We start from the raw sequence: 19656 nt of genomic DNA on the forward strand, positions 1-19656 counted from the left end.
TTAACTTAAATGGTAACGTTGGTTTTTAAATTCCATCGAGGTGTAATAACTATATTTCTCCATATCCAATGGGTAGTCCCAGCATCCCATACGATGGTACATCTCTCCACCGAATCCTTTCTTGAAACGATAAAGTCCGTACATCGGATGAGATGGATCGGGATTTGGTGCCGTCCCAAAAAAATCGTATTCCGTACAACCCCGCTCCTTTGCCATTTCCATGGCCCGCCATTGCAGCGCATAAGTAGCCATATAATTTCGGTTTTCTGAAGCAGAAGCTCCGTAGAGATAGGTACCTCTATTGGCCGAGATTACCAAAAACATCGCCGCTAGCGGCTTGTCTTCGACTTCGGCAACCAATAAATACACATCTGCAGGTGAAGAAGTATCATTTGCTCTCGCTGAAAGCACAATTCGGAAATAATGGATATCATGTAAAAAGAAATTATTTCGAGCCGCTGTCTGACGATATAAATCATACCAAATCTCCAAACTTTCAATTCCCAATGAACGCACATTGACGCCTTTCCTCTTCGACAGATTGATATTATATCGCGTTTTGGGTTTCATACTCTCGAAGAGCATATCCGTATCCTTCCGCAGATCCATGAACATCGTATTGGAAGGAAGAATATCGGTATTGGCCTTTCTCAACCGCCAATGGGCTGTGCTATAATTAAGACGAATCTCCTGTATACTTTTTTCCGGTACACCGAGCCAATTGCCGTGCAGATCATAACAACTTTCGTCTTTTGCCCAAAGCGATTGCCAAGGTAGATCGTATCTGATCATAATACATTTCAGGGGTAGAAATGTCCGTAAGCTTTCGGATAACTGTTCCAAAAAATAACCTTGATTTTCCTCTGAAGGTTCTACTTCCGGACCGTAAGGCACATAGGCGATACTGTGCTCTCTGTCAATCGGCTGGATAACAATTAATAAATCCCCTATAAAGTAAGCATCACTTTTACTATCGATATATAAATCGGATTGTTTCGTTCTAAAATTGAATGCTCTCGTGTGCAATCCTTGTAAGTTTTTCACTTCGGACCAATAGGCCGTTTGTTGGATAATGGATGTTTTATAAACCTGTTTAATTTCCTTATCTTCTAATTCCGCGATCATGTATAAAAATTATCGTAATGATTTCAAAACCCAAAAGCTGCGAACATAGCCAAAATGTTTGGATTAAACAGCTCTTATTTGTCACTAATGTGTTATATATTATCTGCAAAAGTATACCCCCTTATTTAAATGTAATATTATTTATTACATTTAAATATTTATGATTAACTTTGCCTCCATGAACAACACACGGTTTGCGACAGTGATACATATATTGACGCTTTTGGGTAAAACTCCTGATCAATGGTTGAGCTCGGATTGGATTGCAGGTAGCATCCATATCAATCCGGTAATTGTTCGTAAAGAACTCGGTTTTTTACAGGACCAAGGTTGGGTCATCAGCAAAAAAGGTAAAGAAGGCGGGTCTATGTTGGGTGTTCCAACCCATGAAATAAGTTTGGCTGCTATTTACAAAGCTGTCAAAAACACGAGCGTATTAGGCAAAAAAAATCAAACTCCCAATCCAAAATGCCCCATAGGAAAACATATCAACAAAAAACTGGATCAGCTTTTTGTCGAAACGGACGAGATGGTGTCTACTGCCCTTTCTCACAAAACGCTTAAAAATTTTGTAGAGCAATTTTGAATAATTTTTTTGACCCTTAATGTAACAAATTTTATTACAAATAAATATTAATAATATGAAAAAAATAGGAATCACCGGAGCTACTGGACAACTAGGTCGTTTGGTAGTAGAAAAATTAAAACAACGTGTAGATGCGGATAATTTGATTGCGCTTGTACGCTCGCCGGAAAAAGCTACAGATCTAGGTATTGCAGCCACCGCGTTTGATTACAACAAACCTGAAACCCTAATTGAAGGACTTCAGGGGATCGACCACCTTTTGCTCATTTCTGGAAATGAGGTTGGGCAGCGCAAGGTACAACATCAAAATGTTATCGATGCCGCACGTCAAGCGGGTGTCCGATGGATTGTCTATACAAGTCTTCTTCGTGCAGACTCGTCCTCTTTGAGCTTAGCACCCGAACATCTCGAAACCGAAGAACTACTCAAAGCTTCTGGCATTCCCTACACCATCTTAAGAAACGGTTGGTATACGGAAAACTATACTGCCTCCATTCCGGGTGCTTTGGGTGCCGGTGCGTTTGTAGGAAGTGCAGGCGACGGCAAGATTTCATCTGCTTCACGCGCCGATTACGCAGAAGCAGCGGCAATCGTGCTGAGCAGTGAAGATCAGGTTGGAAAGGTCTACGAATTAGCAGGAGACGAAGCGTATACCTTAAAAGACTTAGCTGCCGAAATTTCTCGACAAACTGGGAAAGACATCCCTTACAATAACCTTTCTGAATCGGAATATGCCGATGTACTGGCGTCGTTAGGTTTACCTGAACCACTTGCACAAGCTATTGCGAGTTGGGATGTAGGCGTCTCCAAAGGTGATCTATTCGACGATAAGAAGGTTTTATCCCATTTAATCGGACGACCCACAACACCTTTAGCAGAATCTGTTAAAGAAGCGTTGGTTTAGAATAATTAATCAAGGCAGGCTTATTAGTTTCTTTTATGTCATAAGTCTGCCTTGTCATATTAAATATCCACGAGTTAACATTCAGTTAATATTGATTTCTTATGTTTGCGTTATGGAAAATAAAAAATACAATGTTCCCGTTGTGTTAACCCATATCAATGATGATGCACACAACTTCAAACCATTACCTACTCCTACGGGCGAATATCCATATCGCTTGAACATAGCTAAGATCATTGGAAAAACGACCAACGAAATACAAGACCGTATGTTTTTCCATATGGTTGGCGACACGGGCAGTGTCCGTCATTCTGATTTTCAGGCAACGGTTGCCCATACATTAACCCAACAAATTGAAGGGCATCCAGATGCTCAACCGGCATTCCTTTTCCATTTAGGTGATGTCGTTTATAATCATGGCGAAGCACACGAATATCCGGTACAATTTCTAAAGCCTTATCAACATTATCCGGCTCCTATATTCGCTATTGCGGGCAACCACGATGGCGATATCAATCCGAGCGCGTCCAGTCCGTACCAAAGTCTCGATGCCTTCATGGATGTCTTCTGTGACACACACAGCCGATCTGTAAGTTATGGTTCAGGCGCCAACCGGAAGAGCATGGTACAGCCCAATGTATATTGGACATTAGAAACACCGCTTGCACGTTTTATAGGTCTGTATGCCAACGCCACCAAGCATGGTATCATTACCGATGAGCAGCGCAAATGGTTTATAGAAGAATTACGAGATGCCGCCATACAGCGAGATGAGCAGGCTATTATCGTATGTATACATCACGCTCCATACTCTGCCGATACGAACCACGGATCGAGTATTGTCATGATCGATTTTCTCGAAAGTGCATTTGCGGAAGCTTCCGTCATACCCGATGCTGTGTTCAGCGGTCATGTACACAATTACCAGCGCTTTCATAAAACATATCCAGATGGTAGCATGGTGCCATATATTGTAGCCGGTGCCGGGGGGTATTCGCTTCTTCATAACATCGCGACCTATGATGATCTCACAGTTGCCCCTTTACAACCCGAGGACAATAGCGTCGAACTGGTCTCTTATTGCGAAGAGCGTTTTGGTTTTCTCAAAATGGGCATTGTCAGAACGCTTGAAGGCCTGAAACTGACGGGAGCATATTATACGTTAACCCAACCGGATGATACGGAAGCCAAGTTATACGATCGTTTCGAAATTCCGTTGCAACGCTCCATGTTCTCCGAAGCGTAACGCGGAGAATGTCAAGATCGTGATTTTCCTCGTTTTAAGCCTTCAGATTTCAATATATAGCAGCATTTTTATCGGCATGGAACCGTATTGATCTGTTACGACCAAATTATTACATTGGAGTATAACGAGTTAATTTTGCTTACCTTTGTCCATATCTTAAGAAGGTTAAAAGCAAAATGTTTCGCCACGAAGGAAAAAAAAGAACCTATACACATAATTTAAGGTTAGCATCCATGCTGTCATTTGTTGCCGGCCTGGTAAATGTCAGTGGTGTGATGCAATTGCAGGTCCTTACAACCAACGTCACGGGCCATTTCGCTTATTTTGCAGAAAATATCGTACTCCATAAATATGCGTCATCAATCGTATTTGTATTCTATGTCGCCGCCTTTATGTTGGGTGCGTTTTGTTCGAGTTTATTGATTGAGCTTTTTTCAAGAAGATCGGTTGCGAGCCCTTATATTTTTCCGATTTCCGTTGAAATAATATGTTTACTTTTTGTTGCTTTATCTTCTTCTACCTGGGCCAATGCTAACGTATTAGCTCTTGTTTTGTTATTCGGCATGGGTCTTCAAAATGCACTAGTGACCCGCGTTTCTAACTCCGTTGTACGTACAACCCACTTAACGGGTTTGTTTACCGACTTAGGTATAGAATTATCTTTATTCATTTTTCGAAAACGCTACAAACACCGTTTAAAAAATTTAAAACAGGGTGTTTATTTAAAATGTTTCATCATTTTTTTCTTTTTTATAGGTTCTATCCTTGGCGGATTTCTCGTCCCTCAGTTCCATTTTAAAACCCTTCTGGTAGCAGTAGGATGTTTGATCATAGCGATGTTTTACGATTATTTTAAACTCAGCTTTTTCCATCTAAAAAGGCGATTATCCCACCACAATCGTTACCGCTGGAAAACAAAATCAAGCGAAAGAAACTTATGATATTGCCACCCGCTCCGGCCATCTTCCTTACTGTATATCAGCCAGCTGTCTTGTCTTAGGGCAAGAAAACATGCGGCACGAATCCTGGCAGTCCATTTTATAGTTTAATCCCAGTGATGCCTAGATGGTGCTATGCCAATATAGTACTTAAAGTCCTTCAAAAAATGGTTGTAATCATAATAGCCGGAAGGCAGAATGACGTCTAAAAAATCCTCAGATTTACTTATTTTGTATTGTCTATAGGTATAAATAAATCGCTGAAGAGAAATATACTTTTTGGGAGAAATCCCGATATACTTAACAAAATTCCTATGTAACCATTTTGCGTTAACTCCCTTACCTAAATGTTGAAGAACTTCCGAAACAGTCGTATTACCTCTTTTATCTTCGATATAATTCGTAGCGGCATTTAAAATATACGGGCAGCTATGATTGGTTTGGAATAATGAAAAAACACTATCTAAAAAAGAAACCTGCTCCGCCAACGTTTTCTTCTCATACATTTTATCAAAAATCTGCATCCATTTCTCCTCCACAATATCTTCCAAATTACAGATTGGTTTCGAAAAAAACATGGAGGGGCGCACGTTAAAAAGCGAATAAAAAGATGAGGGCTGGAAACGGATAACCATAATATATTCGAGGTCGTCTGGTATTTCCCAGTACGTATTTGTGATAACCCCACAACATACCCAAGCAAAGTTAACTTTTCGCGTTTCTCCCTTTTCCGTTAAAAGTACGGCATCCGATTTCCGCGGCATAAAAATAAGGGACGGACAACCATCGTTAAATAAAGGCTGGTTACTCCTCAGACCCCTACAAGAGAAAATATACGCTCCTAGTATGTGTTCCGTTACTAAATCAAAACATCGAACATCTTGATCCGCTATTGGGTTTAACGTAAGCGGATCCGATGCTTTAATATTTTGTAAAAAATTGATAGGCATATCGCTTGCAATATACACATTAAAATTGTCCGATTTTTACTTTCCTAGTCCCTACCTAAGGTTTAATTTCGTAGCACCGTAAAGTTGAAATGGAATAACGTATACTAAACGAATAAAAGCAAACTATGTTGATCACGACAGAAGAAGAATTAATCGGAATGAAGAAAGTAAGTGAGGCTGTTGCCTGCACTTTAAGGGAAATGCGAGACTATGCTAAGGTTGGAATGTCGACGAAGCAGTTAGACGATTATGGCGCAAAAGTCCTCGCGAGTTTTGGAGCAAGATCAGCACCACATTTAACTTATGGTTTCCCCGGTTGTACATGTATTAGTACAGGGCAGGAATTTTGCCACGGTATCCCATCAGACAAACGAATCATAGAAGAAGGCACGTTGATCAACATTGATGTGTCGGCAGAACTTAATGGATTTTGGGCAGATAATGGTGCATCATTTATTCTTGGAGATGACAGGAATCAACACCAAAAATTAGTGCATACTTCCCTTGAAATCTTAAGAAAAGCCATTAATCAAATCAAAGGCGGTGTAAAAATTTCGGAAATTGGGTCTTTGATGGAAACAGAAGCAAAAAAAAATGGTTTTCTGGTTATTAAAAATCTTGGCGGACACGGCATAGGGAGAAGTTTACATGAACAGCCTGATGAATTACTCAACTATAAAAACCGATTTGATCAAAGACGATTTAAGAAAAACTCCGTTCTGGCTATTGAAACCTTCATTTCCACCACATCTTCTTGTGCAGTAGAACTCCCTGATGGTTGGACAATGGTTGGAAACAAAGGTGGGTATATGGCACAGCACGAACACACCATTGTCGTTACCGGTGGAAAACCGATTATATTGACAGAAATGAACGGGATTTGGGAGTAGCCTGTAAAATAACAGTTGATTAAAACGCCAGTCCTACGCGAATGTAGGGCAATGTAGCTTCCTTGCTGAAGCCAACCGCACCCTGGATGGTCAATAAATCGCCAGGCATGAAATAGAGGCCTCCCCCATACCCCATATGCCACCTATCGGAGGATTCGTCCGTCATCCAAACCCGACCTAGGTCGTAGAAGCCGATTGCCCCCAGCGTACCTGGAAGCAGGTAAGATGCAAAGCTAAAGAGCTTTACCCGGCCTTCTAGATTATTATATAGCGCTGTTTTTCCGGTGAACCTTCTCGAATTGAATCCCCGTAGGCTCTGCTCGCCACCAATCTGTGCATGCTGGAAAAAGTAAGGATCGCCCAAAACGGTTTCAAAGCCCGTTCGATTAGCCAGTGTCAGCCGTTCATCGGCCGTTGATCTATAGAAACTAAATGAAGACTGTAGAACGACGTGGTTTAGATGCTGTCCACCAAGCTCCGATTTCCAGTCCACCCTACTTGTCCACCATATTCCCCTCTTTGCATTCGCGACATTGTCCCGACTATCATATGCACTTCCTAAGGTTAAGCCCGTAAAAAATTTGTTCCCAAATAGCGGTTCATCAGGATGCTGAGCATACCATTCCTCAAAATACCGACCATTGTTATTTCCCAGACGGCTACTGTAAAATTGCGACGAAGAGCCGTAGTAAAGTTTCCAGTGCTCATCCAAGTTACTCTGTAAAAATATATCTCCATCCACAACATCATAGCGGTTACGATAAAAGTCAATGCCCTTTTCTCCCTTTTCATAAGTCGTATTATTACCATAACCGAAAAAATTACTGAGATTCTTTGGCCCCAAAGACGAGAATTTAACCGTAAGGTCCTGTTTACCCACCAACTCCTTAAAGACGCCCGAATAATACAACATAAACGACTCTCGACCCGTGAGGTAGTTTGCCATAAACTCATGTCGGTAAGCGTAAGTTTTTTTTCGGAATCCCTGGTTTTCGATTAAGTAACCCAATCCTAAAATCAATCCTCTATCGACTCCATAGTTGAGATTAAAAAGGGTACCTTTTCGGTCATAGACGAAATTGTCGTATACATACGCATGCACCGTGCTATCTGAACGCAACTGCATACGTACAGCAGCAAGGTTATTCCAGGAATTTGATGCCGTATCGTTACTTTCATAGAGCCATACCTTTCTTCCGTTTTGAAAGGCGTCTGTGCTTTCATAATGATCATGTTCTGTTCCGCCGATGACGCGCAGTTTGATAGGTGATCGACCCGACCCGCGTAGTTTATACACATCTTGCCCCCCAATACCATAGACGCGCAGTTCTTTCGTTTCTTCCGGTAGGAAGGTTCGTTTCAGTAAACGACGTCCTTCTGTACCATCTTTCTTCTTGTTGTGCACGTCCAAAGTAATGCGACCATCCTTCCGGTAGCGGATGTCTACAAATTCGTTTTTTCCCGACAAAGGTATATCGACTACCCGTGCTAAAGAATGGTAATACTCCATGGCAGATTCCATCAATCCATCACGTCTAGCGGTTATATTTGCCACCAACTCGTCTGCACTCAGGGCAATAATCGTATCGGGCATCTGCTGCATAGCCAGATCAATCAAGGAATCGGACAATGTTTGCTGCAGCACTGTCACCTCCCGTTGCCAGTCGTCCTTACCCAGGTTGTTCAGAAAAAAACGATCAAAATGACGTGCGTTAAAATTCCAGTGGGCCACATTTCTAATTTTAGGACCGAAAGGCTGCACATTCGCTTTAAGCCATTGGTAAGAAAGCAAAATGGGGAATACGCCCGACGTTTTGTAGTAAACCTTATCCCTATCCCGAGGTACCGGCGTATATACCTTCTTGCCTCTTTCCTTCTCCGGATCCCAGCGCCAGTTGTCCTCATGTCGGTCCCAGTCGCCTAAGACAAAATCCAGTAGACGGGCACGCAGTGTCAATTCCTGATCTACCCATTTATCATTATCCTCCAACAGCTGCCGGATCACTTTGAGCGTATTATCGGTTTTACTATCTTCAAACGGCATCCTAGGCTCAAACAGATACGGTCTGTTTTTAAAGATTTCCCTGTATTCGCCCAGTCTGGAGTCATCACCTACATACACCAATTCTGGAGATGCATGTGGAATGTCTAAGGCCACATTAAACGGAGGTACCGTCAGTGCACCGAAAGGATGTGCTATGGATATCTGGTCTTGGACAATGTCTTTGGCAACCGTTTTTCTAAGGCTCTCGGGGAGACTCCTTTCGGGATATTTTTGGATAGAGCGTAATACCCATTCCCTTCCTGTGGCATCAACTAGACGTAAGGATTGCGTTTGCATACCACCACCAAGTTTCACCACTTCGAGCCCACCCTTTTCCACGCTAAGGTCCATCACCCTCATCTTTACCGGTGTGTTATATAATTTCCGATAACTGTCGCCAAGCCAATACCGATGTACCAGACCTACCTTATCATATTCTGGGGCGATGACGGCCGTAACGCTGTCCCGCTTCTGTGCATAAGTACTTAAAGCACTCAACATGATCAAACCAATAATCCGCAAAAATCTCTTCATACATCAACTTTCAAGTGGCATTGTTTCTTTAATCTTCGTTCAGTACAATATCGGCACGCACTGCCCGCAGTTCACTTACCCCCTGTATCTCTTCCAACGTGCAAAATTCAAAATCGGGCTTCAGTAAACCCGTTGCGACCACTTCGGCTAATAGGTCTCTAATCTCCGTTTCCAGCATATCCCCCTGAAATACGATCGCCAATGTATTGGGGCGCACAAGCCGCTCTTTGCTGTTCTTTATCTGTGCCTTATCTATCCTTTTCTTCACCATCTGATAACGGATATTATAGCCTCCTTCCACATCAAAACGTCGCTCATCCTCCCTGAAGCTGATATCAATTGTCGAGGTGTGCACAAAGATTAACAACGTGACCTGCATAGGTACGACCAGTGATGGCACTATCTGCGCGGCATGTATACCGATACGAGCCATGGAAATGATCTGTTGTTTCCGAATTTCTCTTAAAAAAGAAGGTTCAAATACTTTTGTGGGGGTTATCGATTGCCCTACATACATATCGTACTCTACCCCGTCAGAGCGGAAGAGTTCAAAATACGATGGAAAGATATCTTGTACAGTGGCATTAAATTGCTGTACTTCATCCTTGATCAGGTTATTCAATTGCTGGAGCGATGTTTCGAAAACATCCATATGGTTGCCAGATACGCCCTTTTGTTGGTTCACAAAAGTGTCGATTGGAGATTTATGCACCGGGTTTTCGGCTTCGATATTTTCCAATATCTCGAACAACTCTTCATGAAGAAACAAGAAAACATCCAGCATATGTTTTTCATAATCTGTTGCCTCCAACCAATTTCTCATCTTTCTTGCTCGATGTCTCAATCCCGCAATCAGATCGTCTTCATTATCGCGAGCCAAGGTGTCTAAAAAATGTTCAAGATGGTCTATTTTCGACAGATTATCTTTCTTATAAATACTGTTACGTAGCTGGGTTGAGCCTTTGACATCAATGGCCCCATATATGGGATACACTTTTTCGAACCGTACCTTATTCATCACTGGTTCTTCCTCCTCTCGCATATAGGCGCCGAGCTGACCTGCTGCCACCTCGTTAAAACGCCATTCTACTGCTGGATTAAGCGCTGTAAAGTTATTCAGAATGATCTGTTCAAGGCTGTTTTTGAAAAAGAAAACGATGTCTGCTGTCAGTTGTGTCAACAAAGGAATAAATGTTTTCCAGATCATCATAGAGGTCTTGTCCAGTCTGTTAGGTATATAGCTATACAGCTCCAAAAAACCCACCAGTCTCTCTCGTTGTTTGAGTGGAATACCGATGTAAGAAGCCAGTCCCTCCCGTTCGATCAGTTCACGAAACAACCGATCCTCTGTATCCAACGATTTTTCTATTCCATAAAGTATAGGAAATGGCGTTTCGAGGTAGGCAGTCGTTGTAGGATCTATCACTCCTGAAACATTTCTTTTTTGTAGCTCCCGGAAAAAGAAACTATCCCGCGTAAAATCGGAGGAAAAGATCGGATATCCATTCAGCTCCAGAACCGGCAGTAAAGAAGATGAGATTTCCGTGGACCCGGCGATTGTTGAGAGGATTTTATGCAGTTCTCCTAAAAAACGCTCTTGTCTATATTGAGATAGATTAGCGATCATCGTATGGAGCCATTCCGAAACATAAGCAGCTGTTTTGTCCTCCAATGTAAGTATTGTAAAGCCATTGAACGTAAAATTACTGGGATCCAGCAACTGAAATATAGGCTCTACATCTTCGAGACAGTACTCACCTTTATCACGCAACGTTGTTAGATCAATAACGGGGAGCTTTCCTTTTCGTTGTATTTCCACAAAGGAAAAATCTACTCCGAGTTCGTAATAACGGTCTACCCCCTTTTGTTCCAATTTGTAGAGAAGCTTATTGGTACTGGTGGGAATTTCGTAAAATCGTTCCAGAATGACACTATATAGCAGTTGCTGCATGGGGGTTAGCCCTGTCTTTTTATCCTCTGAAATTAATCGTGTATCAGATTCAAGGAAGGTATAAAATTCACCGGTTCCATAAAAGGCCTGCTGCGGTATGGGGTATCCAAGCCCCCATAGTCCCTTTTCTTCCAAACGCAGACCATCTTGTAGCGAATGGATCATCTCGAATACACCCTCGTAAGGTTCCAGATTGCTTTCCCCAATCTCCCCATGCGTCTGCTCGACACCTTTGATCATTTCCAAGCCAAACCATGGAAGCAGGTGCCTTCTGCCACCTAGGCTGTCCAGTATCTTATGCAGGTAGGTAGTCAAGGGTGCCAGCGAGATATGCCCCGTTCCTAGGGGAGATTCTTGTAGGTTTTCTATTTGGATGTTTTTTAACAACATAGTTAGTGTTTGTGTTTAGTGTACGGCTTTCCCATCCAAAAGAGAAGCGTCGAAGTCTTTTCTGATCAGATCTTTGTCTACGATGTAAAAGCTCACTTTCGTTTCACCATTTGTCAAAAAATCCATTACCGTGAAGCCCTGCTGGCCAAATCTATACTGCAAATCCGATGCCGTGCGGATATCGGAAGTTTTTGCACCGGAGCCACTAACCACTTGCGTAAATGTGCCGTCTTGAATCAGTTGCAGCCCGTGGTCGTGTCCAGAGACATAGATCACCCTCGGGTGGTTGCCCAAGGCATCTGTCACGGATTCGATAAGCTCGCGGTAGCGGGGATGCTTTACGTCCTCAGCCGTTCTAAACACCGTAGATCGCAACAGCGGATATATCGACCCCACCACCGGCAAAGGTATGTACAAACCTTTCCACACCTTACGTAGTGGGAATATATGATCGGTTACAGAAAACCTTAAACTATGCTCGCCATAGGATCGCATCGGATGATGGCTCATCACGAGGAGTTGTTTTTCACTATGCTCCTCCGCTATGTTGGTCAAGTTCGCTAGAAACTGTTTCTTTTGCTGCGATAGCTCCGCGGACTGAACCGTGTCGTGGTATGGAAAAAGCCAAAATTCGCTATCATATATCACGGTGACGATACTGTCCGTCAGCAACTCCACAAACGGTCCCAAATTACCCGCAGATGGAACAAACCGAAGGTCGCTATCTCCCAAACGATGTATGTAGGCTTCTTGCGCTTTGATTTTGGCCAGTCCGTCAGGTCCAGATTTATCCCAATCATGGTTGCCTGCCATAAAATACACGGGCACGCCGCGTTGTCTAAACGGCTCAAATTGTGACCGCAGTATAGCAGCAGATTGCAGCCTGCTGCTGTCATCCAGTCCCATACCAGTAGGATAAATATTGTCTCCCAGGAAGTAAGCCATCGTTTTATTCGGCAGTACCAGTTCTGCTGCCGCTGGTATCAACAGTTCTTGTTTTGTATTGATTTCGCCCGCATCTCCTATTAAAATAAGTCGACGCTCAATTTCCTGCGCATACAGCAGAGCCGGGTATACCCATAAACCGACTAGTAGGAGGCGTAATATCATTTTATAACGTTAAATTTATAAATCATCCCGTGTGCTTGTCGTCCTGCTTCGCTGCTGATATACAGATTATCGTCTTTATCAAAGGCAATTCCTTCCGGCTGTTCAAAAGCCTTCCGTGGCAAGAATACTACCTCCTTGGGTTTAAATGCGTCGTCAGTAATCACGAGTGCCTGATCGATGGAAGAAAGAATGTACCACTCCTCGGTGCTTTCCCGTCTAGCCATTGCAGAGGGCTTAAATGTCTTTTTGATTCTTTTGTCAAGAGCGGAAAGCGCACTTATCGGTACGCTAAATTCTCCTCCGTTGGATAATCTACCGCCCTCACCTACCTTCAAAATATATCCAGAGACTGCTTCTCCCTTTTTGTCTATCTTGCACACTTTACACAACAGAAAAAGACTACCGCTGGCGCGGTCGAAAGCCATCGATTCATATTCTCCCTTCGGCACCAGATCCTTGTTGACAATCACCTTCCCAGATACCGACGCCTGTTTAACAGGAAAACTGTAGACGTGACCATTGCTTTTCAGCACATAAAAATATTGATCATCTGTCGTCAGCTCTTCATAATCTCCTTTTGCAGCAAAGGAAGTGGTTAAGACAATCTGCTTTTTTAACAAGTCGTATCCAAAAAGCAATCCGTCTTCATCCTGTATTGCAAATATATTGCTTGGTTGGTCTTTTAAAAATGTAATGCCCGATATTTCTGCTAGTTTTTTTGGTAGCGTATAGCTTTCATCAGCCCTCAGCAGGTAAGGAAAGGAGTTTTGCGATTGGCAGCTACCCATTCCTAAGGTAAACAAAAATAATCCAATGAGAAGGTAGTACTTCATGTGCTTAGGATTTTCAATGTACAAGAATCACGGCAATAATAAAAGCCACGACAGATATGATCAATCCAAACATAAAGACGCCGTAAGCATACCGCAGCAGCTTATACTTTCTACCCAGGACCACCCCTTGCGCGTACACATCCTGCGTCAGCATGCTATATAGAAATTCGTAGTCATCCATCGCTTTTCTCATCGCATCTCGATAAGCATCATATGGCATTTGATGGAAATTTCCAAAAAACAAAAGGTTCACTGTCTTATTTTCGACCTCTTCGGAATTGAACCGGCCGTCCTTGATTTTTGGTATAGTCGATAAAATAGCGAGTACCATCGTGGTCACTACGCCCACCAGGAGCAATACAGTCGGGAGCGTAAGATGTTGATTCGTGTCTAGCTTTTGCACCAGTACAGCGACAACGACAGAAAGTATAATAGAATTAACGGTAAGCAAAATATTGGCTTTGTTATCCGCCATATCGCTTAGCCGTTGGCTGTTTGTCGTAGAAACCCTAAACATGGTCTCTATCCCTCTTTCCGGTTTTTTTCCGGCGTTATCCGGTGTTTTTTTAGATAAAAATTTCCCTTGTTGCTTTTCCAGCTCCTTGATATGCTTTAGCTTGCCCTCATTAAGCTTTTGTCGCGCGTAGTCGGTATGATAGCGATGTTTTTTCAGCAGCTGTATCGTTAAGTCCCGCCATACATTTTTAGCAATTTTGAATTCAGCTACCTGTTCAGCCTCCTGACGCATCAGCTTGTTTCTGACTTCAAATGCGTCACCTCCAAGATGAAAAAGATCTGCGTCACAAACGATTTCTTCGAGGAGATTCGTTGGCGATTGGGGCATTTGTGTAGCTAAGATACAGCCTTTCACTTTCTGTTGCAGATCTTCGGAAATCCCCTCCTTTTGTAGAAATTCCAACGCTAAATCTGCGCTGCGCACCTCGTGGCCTGCGGTTCCTCCAGTACAATATCCGAGATCGTGAAAATATGCTGCACAGGTCACGACAAAACGATCCTGTTCATCCAGACCATAATGTGCAGCCATTTCTTCCGTTGCGAGCACGACATCATCCGTATGTGTATTATCGTGAAAGCAATATGTATCCGTTTTATTTTGTTGGATAAAATTTACAGCAAATTGTTGCGCCTTTTCCTGTAGATGCTTGTAATTCATACGTTCCATATTAGGATTACGTGCAATCTACGAAAAATCAAGATTGATTAAGATAACCACTATAAAAAGATTACAATAAAAAATACATATTTACTTATTGGGATTTTGCTTTTTTTTATACATTTGCTCCGCAATATGCAAAAAAGGACTAAACAATATATTGCCGTCGCGCTGCTTCTTATGCTACAGATTGTAGGGAGCTTTGATTTATACGCGGCAATACATTATTCTTGCTGCTCTTCAAACAACAAACAAACCACCTTACTTCACAAAACAAACACCACCGTTTCATTCGAACGCACGCCTGTAGCATTTCACAAAAACCTTTCTGAGGTTTTGGAAAACAGTGATTCCAGTTTGGTCGATTTTCCTTTTTCGTCAGCAGCCTTTACCACCCTACTTGTCCAGTTTTTATACTATACCGTATTACCAGAAGGCAGATCACTGGTATACGGCTTTGTTCCCCCACAAGAAGTAGATCCAGCTGGCCGATACCTTCTTTTTTCCAACTTTAGAATTTAGGATCACGCTCCTTTTCAATTTTCTTAGTAATTCCTGGTTTTCAATAGATGTTTGAACATCGCTATGGAAAGGTAATCTAATTATTTCAAATCAATTTTTATGAAATATCTATGATTACCAATCACAAATAATACTATATGGATATTCCATATAGCCTTTAAAGAACAAATATTTACATATGAAACGTATCATTTTTTTTAGCGTGCTGAGTGCGCTATTGACCCTCTCATCCTGCCATTCTCATCAAAAAGAGAAAGAAGAAAACATTTTTCTGGTTACTTCCGCCATTATTAAAGATACCACTATTACGCAACAATATGTTAGTCAGATCCGCTCCGCCAGACATATTGAAATACGCTCTCAAGAACGCGGGTTTTTGGAAAAAATATATATCGATGAGGGACAATTCGTTCACAAAGGGCAGCTGCTGTTCCAAATTATGCCCAAAATTTATCAGGCAGAATATCTAAAAGCGCAAGCCGAGGTGGAGGCTAGTATCCTGGAGGTAAACAATGCACAGGCACTGGCCGATAAGCAAATCATTGCCCCGAATGAACTCGCCTTGGCAAAAACGAAGTTAAAGCGAGCGGAAGCCGAAATGGAACTGGCAAAAACGCATTTACAGTTCACGAAGATTACGGCTCCCTATGATGGCTACATCGATCATCTGGAACTTAAACTGGGCAGTCTAGTGGATGAGGGGGAGCTACTGACGAGTCTTTCCGACAATAGTACCATGTGGGTTTATTTCAATGTGACGGAACGCGAATACCTGGATTTCAAAACCAATAAAGATCAGCAAGATGTCAGCAATGTACAGCTATTGCTGGCGAATCAACAGGTTTTTTCCCAACAAGGAAAAGTAGAAACCATAGAAGCAGACTTCAATCACGAAACGGGAAATATTGCCTTTCGGGCGGCCTTCCCCAATCCAGACAATCTTTTACGAAATGGGCAAACGGGTACCATCCTAATGTCTAAACCTTTCAAGCAAGGTATCCTTATTCCGCAAAAAGCCACGTTTGAGATCATGGACAAAAAATACGTATATGTCTTGCATGATGACGAAACAGTCAAGCTGACACCGATCTCCATCAAAGCAGAGCTTCCGGATTTATATGTAGTACAGCAAGGTTTAGACGGAAATGAAAAAATATTGCTGGAAGGTATCCGCAAGGTGCAGGACGGTGATAAAATAAAATTTGAATACGAAGAACCACAGCAGGTCATGGCTAAATTGACATTGCCCAGTGAATAATAAGCAGATCATAAATATTAAAAAACATAGCATATGTTTGAGAACTTCATAAAACGCCCCGTATTGGCAATCGTCATGTCCATCTTTATCGTGCTCATGGGACTATTGGCGATCAATTTCTTACCGATCTCCCAATTTCCGGACATTGCTCCGCCAGTAGTCGTCGTGAATATTGCGTATCCCGGAGCGAGTGCAAATGTCCTTACCGAATCGGTATTGATTCCGATGGAAAAGGCCATTAACGGTACTCCCGGCATGAAATATATGACTTCTGATGCCACCAGCGCCGGCGAGGCCGCGATCATGGTTTATTTTAACCTCGGTACAGATCCCAGTCTAGCCATGGTGAACGTAAAAACCCGCATAGAGCAAGTCACCAACAACCTACCCGAGCTCGTACAGCGCGAAGGCTTAGTCGTTAGCTATACCTCTCCCAACATGCTGATGTATGTCAACGTGTTTAGTAAAGATAAACATACCGACCAAAAGTTCCTATACAACTTTGCGAACGTCAATATCATTAATGAAATAAGCCGTCTAGATGGTGTCGGGAGCGCAAAAATATTAGGAAGCCGTACCTATGCCATGCGCGTTTGGCTCAATACCGACCGCATGCGTGCTTACAACGTTTCGACTGAAGAAGTCATGGAAGCCATGGCACAGCAGAGCATTATCGGAACACCAGGACGCTTAGGGCAAAGTACCGGAAAAAAAACACAGTCTTTAGAATACGTTTTAACGTACGAGGGCCGATACAATAAGCCCGAGCAATATGATAACATTATCATCCGGTCGAATCCCGACGGTGAAAGCCTCAAATTGAAAGATATCGCCACCGTGGAACTTGGAAGTGAATTCTATGATATTTATTCTAATCTAGATGGTCTCCCTTCAGCTTCTATCACGCTTAAACAGAGCTACGGTAGTAATGCCAGTGACGTTATAAAGGAGGTAAAGAACAAGCTCGAAGAGATCAAAGCGTCCTCGTTTCCTCCCGGCATGGACTATAAGATTACTTATGATGTATCCAACTTCTTGAATGCCTCGATGGACAAAGTCGTACATACCCTTGTCGAAGCCTTTATATTGGTAGCCTTGGTGGTGTTTATCTTCTTAGGCGACTGGCGGTCTACCTTAATTCCCATCATCGCCGTTCCGGTATCCTTAATCGGGGCATTCTTCTGTATGCAAGCCTTCGGACTGACGATCAATTTAATCACGCTGTTTGCCTTAGTTTTGGCCATCGGTATTGTAGTGGATAACGCCATTGTCGTGGTGGAAGCGGTACATACCAAGATGCACGATAAACACATGCATGCCTATCCGGCCACACTTGAGGTCGTCAAAGAAATTAGCGGCGCTATCATCGCCATCACCTTGATGATGACCGCTGTGTTTATCCCCGTAGCTTTTATGACCGGACCGGTAGGTGTATTTTTTCGGCAATTTTCGATTACCATGGCCAGCTCGATTGTGATCTCTGGTTTTGTGGCCTTAACACTGACACCTGTTTTGTGTGCCATGTTATTAAAAGGCCAACATGGCAAAAAGAAGAAGAAAAGTATCATGGACAAGATGCTGGACGGTTTCAACAAACGTTTCGAGCGGACAACGACTCGGTATGCCTTGTTAATGAAACGTATGGTTAACCGCCGACTCATTACGTTTTTATTGTTTGCCGTATTCGCTGTGGCCATAGTTTGGATCAGCAACACCCTACCTTCCGGTTTTATTCCCAATGAAGATCAAGGTATGATCTACGCCATCGTGCAGACGCCCCCAGGTTCTACTTTAGAGCGAACGAATGACATGACCAACCGGTTACAGCATGTTGCCGAACATATCGAAGATGTATCTTCTGTAACAGCATTAGCTGGATATGAAGTGCTGACAGAAGGCCGGGGTTCCAATGCCGGCACCTGTCTGATCGCATTAAAAGATTGGTCCGAACGAAAACACAGCACACCGGAAATCATCGAAGAGCTGGAAGAAGAAACTAAAGAAATCGCCGGTGCAACAATCGAATTTTTTGGTCCACCGGCCGTACCAGGATACGGCGCTGCAGGTGGTTTTTCCATGCGGTTACTCGATAAGACCAATTCGGATGATTATAAAGCGCTCGAACAGGTCAACGATGACTTTATGAAAGCACTTGGCGAACGGAAAGAATTAACAGGATTATTCACCTTCTTTAGTGCTAATTATCCGCAATACGAATTGGAAATCGATAACGAAGCCGCTATGCAAAAAGGCATTAATATCGAGACCGCTATGAATAACCTATCGATACTGATTGGCAGTACCTACGAACAGGGATTTATCCGCTTCGGCACCTTTTACAAAGTTTATGTACAAGCCGCTCCCGAACATCGTGCCCTTCCGGAAGACATCATGAAACTTTATGTCAAAAACAACCGCGACGAGATGGTACCTTATGCGGCTTTCATGAAAATGAAGAAGACCCACGGACTGAATGAAATTACACGATACAATATGTATCCATCCGCGTCCATTAAAGGTGAACCGGCAGCGGGCTATAGCACGGGCGAGGCCATTAAAGCTATTCAAGAAGTAGCCGCACAGACCCTGCCGAGGGGTTATGACATCGGTTGGGAAGGATTAACAAAAGACGAAGCTGCACGGGGAAACGAGGCGTTGTATATTTTTGGTATTGTCTTAGTGTTCGTTTATCTCGTACTCGCTGCACAATATGAAAGTTTTATCATTCCTTTTGCGGTCATACTGTCGTTACCCGCAGGTATCTTTGGAACGTTCCTATTGCTTAAACTGATGGGGCTATCGAACGATGTTTATGCACAGGTTGGGCTCGTTATGCTCGTTGGGCTCCTAGGCAAAAACGCCGTCCTTATTGTCGAATTTGCCATGCAGAAAAATGCCGAAGGACTATCTACCTATAAAGCAGCGATCCATGGTGCTAAAGCACGTTTCCGGCCGATTCTGATGACTTCCTTCGCGTTTGTAGCCGGCATGCTACCCATGCTGTTTGCACATGGGCCAGGTGCTATCGGAAACAAAACCATTGGTGCCGCCTCCGCAGGTGGCATGTTGTTGGGAACCATCTTCGGTGTTATTGTTGTACCTGGTCTCTACTTTCTATTTGGGAGCATTGCCAACAAACGCAAGCTCATTAAATACGAAGAAAAGATGCCTTTGTCCGAACGCATAGAGAATTAACATCCA

The 19656-nt window shown here is 42.9% G+C and carries 15 protein-coding genes; 8 read left to right on the plus strand and 7 right to left on the minus strand.

The window, feature by feature from the left end:
- On the minus strand, window positions 1-1125 hold the full coding sequence (locus EWE74_RS04670) for a lipid II:glycine glycyltransferase FemX (RefSeq protein ID WP_130140337.1): 1125 nt from the start codon (window positions 1123-1125) through the stop codon (window positions 1-3).
- A gap of 178 nt (window positions 1126-1303) precedes the next feature.
- On the opposite strand from EWE74_RS04670, the gene EWE74_RS04675 reads away from it, so the two are divergent.
- The 4 genes from EWE74_RS04675 (at window position 1304) to EWE74_RS04690 (ending at window position 4802) form a co-directional block, all read left to right on the plus strand.
- A complete protein-coding gene (locus EWE74_RS04675; protein ID WP_130140338.1) occupies window positions 1304-1711 on the plus strand; it encodes an Rrf2 family transcriptional regulator in 408 nt (135 codons plus the stop codon).
- A 55-nt stretch (window positions 1712-1766) separates the two neighbouring features.
- Complete coding sequence (locus EWE74_RS04680) at window positions 1767-2615, plus strand: SDR family oxidoreductase (protein ID WP_130140339.1); 849 nt, start codon at window positions 1767-1769, stop codon at window positions 2613-2615.
- Between the two features lie 112 nt (window positions 2616-2727).
- Window positions 2728-3861, plus strand: a complete 1134-nt coding sequence (locus EWE74_RS04685) for a metallophosphoesterase family protein (RefSeq protein WP_130140340.1) — start codon at window positions 2728-2730, stop codon at window positions 3859-3861.
- 275 nt (window positions 3862-4136) lie between these two features.
- Window positions 4137-4802 (plus strand): YoaK family protein, encoded by a 666-nt coding sequence (locus EWE74_RS04690; protein WP_449448555.1) that lies wholly within the window; start codon window positions 4137-4139, stop codon window positions 4800-4802.
- A 104-nt stretch (window positions 4803-4906) separates the two neighbouring features.
- Here the strand turns inward: EWE74_RS04690 and EWE74_RS04695 are convergent, their stop codons facing one another.
- A complete protein-coding gene (locus tag EWE74_RS04695; protein ID WP_130140342.1) occupies window positions 4907-5749 on the minus strand; it encodes a helix-turn-helix domain-containing protein in 843 nt (280 codons plus the stop codon).
- Between the two features lie 125 nt (window positions 5750-5874).
- On the opposite strand from EWE74_RS04695, the gene map reads away from it, so the two are divergent.
- Window positions 5875-6639 carry a type I methionyl aminopeptidase gene (gene map, locus EWE74_RS04700; RefSeq protein WP_130140343.1) on the plus strand — a complete coding sequence of 255 codons (765 nt, stop codon included), beginning with the start codon at window positions 5875-5877 and terminating at the stop codon, window positions 6637-6639.
- 19 nt (window positions 6640-6658) lie between these two features.
- On the opposite strand, the gene EWE74_RS04705 is transcribed toward map, so the two are convergent.
- From EWE74_RS04705 to EWE74_RS04725, 5 genes are read right to left on the minus strand one after another with little or no spacing between them, the layout of a single operon-like run.
- Entirely contained in the window at window positions 6659-9217 is a 2559-nt protein-coding gene (locus EWE74_RS04705) for a BamA/TamA family outer membrane protein (protein WP_130140344.1), read from the minus strand.
- A 28-nt stretch (window positions 9218-9245) separates the two neighbouring features.
- Entirely contained in the window at window positions 9246-11558 is a 2313-nt protein-coding gene (locus tag EWE74_RS04710) for a GAF domain-containing protein (RefSeq protein WP_130140345.1), read from the minus strand.
- 15 nt (window positions 11559-11573) lie between these two features.
- Complete coding sequence (locus tag EWE74_RS04715) at window positions 11574-12668, minus strand: metallophosphoesterase (RefSeq protein ID WP_130140346.1); 1095 nt, start codon at window positions 12666-12668, stop codon at window positions 11574-11576.
- Window positions 12665-13501 (minus strand): SdiA-regulated domain-containing protein, encoded by an 837-nt coding sequence (locus EWE74_RS04720; RefSeq protein WP_130140347.1) that lies wholly within the window; start codon window positions 13499-13501, stop codon window positions 12665-12667. Before EWE74_RS04720 ends, EWE74_RS04715 begins: the two co-directional genes overlap by 4 nt.
- A 13-nt stretch (window positions 13502-13514) precedes the next feature.
- On the minus strand, window positions 13515-14675 hold the full coding sequence (locus EWE74_RS04725; protein ID WP_130140348.1) for a Pycsar system effector family protein: 1161 nt from the start codon (window positions 14673-14675) through the stop codon (window positions 13515-13517).
- Window positions 14676-14810: 135 nt separating this feature from the next.
- On the opposite strand from EWE74_RS04725, the gene EWE74_RS04730 reads away from it, so the two are divergent.
- The 3 genes from EWE74_RS04730 (at window position 14811) to EWE74_RS04740 (ending at window position 19650) form a co-directional block, all read left to right on the plus strand.
- Complete coding sequence (locus EWE74_RS04730; protein ID WP_130140349.1) at window positions 14811-15197, plus strand: hypothetical protein; 387 nt, start codon at window positions 14811-14813, stop codon at window positions 15195-15197.
- A gap of 178 nt (window positions 15198-15375) precedes the next feature.
- On the plus strand, window positions 15376-16455 hold the full coding sequence (locus EWE74_RS04735; protein WP_130140350.1) for an efflux RND transporter periplasmic adaptor subunit: 1080 nt from the start codon (window positions 15376-15378) through the stop codon (window positions 16453-16455).
- Window positions 16456-16488: 33 nt separating this feature from the next.
- Entirely contained in the window at window positions 16489-19650 is a 3162-nt protein-coding gene (locus tag EWE74_RS04740; protein ID WP_130140351.1) for an efflux RND transporter permease subunit, read from the plus strand.
- Window positions 19651-19656: the final 6 nt, after the last annotated feature.

The sequence above is a fragment of the Sphingobacterium corticibacterium genome, from assembly GCF_004208525.1.
Lineage (GTDB): Bacteria > Bacteroidota > Bacteroidia > Sphingobacteriales > Sphingobacteriaceae > Sphingobacterium > Sphingobacterium corticibacterium.